The sequence below is a fragment of the Streptomyces sp. MB09-02B genome, from assembly GCF_033794485.1.
Classification (GTDB): domain Bacteria; phylum Actinomycetota; class Actinomycetes; order Streptomycetales; family Streptomycetaceae; genus Streptomyces.
This window is the reverse complement of sequence record NZ_JARGEE010000711.1, coordinates 1-2658: the sequence shown is the minus strand read 5'-3', so window position 1 is coordinate 2658 and position 2658 is coordinate 1. Positions and strand designations below refer to the sequence as shown.

Here is a 2658-nt window from a genome sequence, read left to right as displayed (position 1 = left end):
GGGGATACCCAGCTGTTCACGAGGGTTTTTGTTGGGAGCGGCATGTGTGTTATAGGGGCCGCGGTGTGGGTGTGCGTCGCGGTCTTCATGGACATCAGCGTGGTACCTCAACTTTGCTTGAGGTCAAGTGAACTCACGCCGCGTCCGATTCCGTCGGTCACCCGTTCACACCCCCACCGGCCACCCAGCGCGTCCCGGTTCTCCGCGCCCCCACCCTCGCCCCTGTGACCTGCACAAACATCCATCGACCCGGCCGTCCCCGCCCACCGCCTGACACCCATTCACCTTATTTCTGACAAACCATCAGGAAGCGCGCGGGGCGGAGAGCCACTTACCTCGGAGAGGAACGGAGGACTCTCGGAGGAGGCAGCACGATGCGACGTACCGCCCGGACGCTGGCCACGACCGCGCTCGCCCTCGCCTTCGCGGCGCTCGCCGGCGCACCCGCGTACGGCGGGTCGGGCTCCGGGCGCCTCGAACTGTCCCCCGCCGCTGTCGTCCCCGGCGACGAGGTCACCGTCCGCACGGCGGCCTGCGGTGCGGACGGTACCGCGACGGGGGACGCCGGCGCGGTCGGCGCCGGCTCCTTCCCGCTCACCCCCGGCGAGGGGCAGGGGCGGCTCGGCGGGCGGTTCGAGGTGCCGCCGAGCGCGCAGCCGGGGACGTACGAGATCGTCGCGACCTGCGCGGACGGAGACTCCCGGGTCACGGGCGACCTGGTGGTCTCGCTCACCGGCACGCGGACCGGGCAGCCGACGTACCCGAGAGGAAGCGTGAAGACGGGGGTCGGCGGCGCACTCGGCCCCGACCCCGTGCAGACCGCGGCGGGTGTGACGGCCCTGGCCGTCGCCGCCGCGGGCGGTACCTGGCTCCTGCATCGCCGGGCGAGAGGCGACGGGATCTGACGGACACCCTCCGCCGTCCGTCCGCCGGTACCGCCGTCCCCTCCTCCCCTCCGGGCCCGACGCCCCTCGGCCCGGAGGGGAGGAACAAGGGGGGCCACCAGCTTGCGGCGCGCCCCGACGGGGTGCCGTCGGCCCATGAGGAGGTTTCTGTGCGTCGGGTCGCCAATGCCGTCATAGCCGGGGTCACCGTGGTGGCCCTCTGTTCGGGCGCGTGGCTGCTGCGCAGCGGGACCGCGTCGCACGCGCCGCCGCAGCCGTCGGCCGCGCAGGCCCACGACCGGTCGAGTGGTGCGTCGGGCACGTCGGGCACGTCGAACGTTCGGGGGGACGAGGGGTCTGCGGCCGTCGCGCTGCCGCCCTCCCCGCCGGTGCGGATCCGCATCCCCTCGCTCCGCGTCGACGCGCCGCTCATGGGGCTCGGTCTCACGCCCACCGGCAGCCTCGACGTCCCGCCCGCCGAGAAGGAGAACCTCGCGGGCTGGTACGAGGCCGGCACGACGCCGGGTGAGCGGGGCACCGCGATCGTCGCCGGGCACGTGGACAACGCCGACGGTGCCGCCGTGTTCTACCGCCTGGGCGCGCTGCGGCGGGGCGCCGCTGTCGAGGTGGACCGGCGGGACGGCGGGACCGCCCTGTTCACGGTGGACGCGGTGGAGGTGTACGACGCGCGGAACTTCCCCGACGAGAAGGTGTACGGGGCCGCGCCGAGGCCCGAGTTGCGGGTCATCACGTGCGGCGGCGGATACTCACGGGCGACCGGCTACCAGGGGAACGTGGTCGTCTTCGCCCGCCTCACGGGCAGCCGCGCCCGCTGATCACCGACACCCGACCCCGCGCGCGCAGCTCTTCACGCCACCCACTGCTCGTACCCCATCTTCGCCACCAGCGTGAAAACGACCGTCAGCAGGACGACGCGGACGAAGCCGCTGCCCTTCTTGAGGGCGGTGTGGGCGCCCACCGTCCCGCCGACGAGGTTGAAGACCGCCATCAGGGCCGCCAGTTGCCAGTAGACCGTGCCCTTCCAGGCGAACATGGCGAGGGCGCCCGCGTTGGTGCAGCAGTTGACGATCTTCGCGGTGGCGGAGGCGGTCACCAGGTCGAGGTGGAGGACGGCGGTCAGGGCGAGGACCAGGAACGTGCCGGTACCGGGGCCGACGAGGCCGTCGTAGAAACCGATGCCGACACCCGCCAGGCCGATCGCGGCGAGGACACGGCGCGCGGAGACCGGGCCGGTGCCGGGGGCCGTGCCGAAGGAGGGGCGCAGGATGACGAAGGCGCCCACGGCGAGCAGGACCACCATGACCACCGGCTTCAGGACCTCGGTGCTCATGCCCGCGGCCACGAAGGCACCGGCCGTCGAGCCCGCGAGAGCCGCCAGGCCGATGCGTACGGCGGTCTTCACGTCGACGGGCGTGCGCCGGGCGTACGTCACCGCGGCACCCGTCGTGCCGACGATGGCGACGGCCTTGTTGGTGCCCAGCGCGTACTGCGCGGCCGAGGCGCCGTTCGGCAGGCCCAGGAGGAGGGTGGGGAGGAGCAGGAGCCCACCGCCGCCCACCACTGCGTCGATCCAGCCGGCCGCGAGCGCGGCGACGCACAGGACGACGACCATGGTCAGCGATATATCAGGCATGATCGCGACCCTATGCGGTGAGATAGGTGCGTCGTCCATCGACCTGAGGATCTTCTGAGGTTCGGCACCCCGGCCGGTCCGCCCTCGCCCCGTGCACCCCGCCGGTCTCGCCCCGTGCAC

3 protein-coding genes are annotated in these 2658 nt (G+C 72.9%); 2 read left to right on the top strand and 1 reads right to left on the bottom strand.

Going from position 1 to position 2658, the window contains the following annotated elements; all coding sequences use genetic code 11:
• Positions 1–374: 374 nt before the first annotated feature.
• Positions 375–905: a hypothetical protein gene (locus P1P70_RS43160; protein WP_319247754.1), complete on the top strand. Its 531-nt coding sequence runs from the start codon at positions 375–377 to the stop codon at positions 903–905.
• 149 nt (positions 906–1054) lie between these two features.
• Positions 1055–1720, top strand: coding sequence for a class F sortase (locus tag P1P70_RS43155; protein WP_319247753.1), 666 nt, complete (start codon positions 1055–1057; stop codon positions 1718–1720).
• 32 nt (positions 1721–1752) lie between these two features.
• Here P1P70_RS43155 and P1P70_RS43150 read toward each other — a convergent pair whose 3' ends face one another.
• A complete protein-coding gene (locus P1P70_RS43150) occupies positions 1753–2538 on the bottom strand; it encodes a sulfite exporter TauE/SafE family protein (protein ID WP_319247751.1) in 786 nt (261 codons plus the stop codon).
• Positions 2539–2658: the final 120 nt, after the last annotated feature.

Excerpts from the sequence above, each read along its gene's own strand:
- P1P70_RS43160 (WP_319247754.1), top strand. The coding sequence starts at position 375 with ATGCGACGTACCGCCCGGACGCTGGCCACGACCGCGCTCGCCCTCGCC.
- P1P70_RS43150 (WP_319247751.1), bottom strand. The coding sequence starts at position 2,538 with ATGCCTGATATATCGCTGACCATGGTCGTCGTCCTGTGCGTCGCCGCG.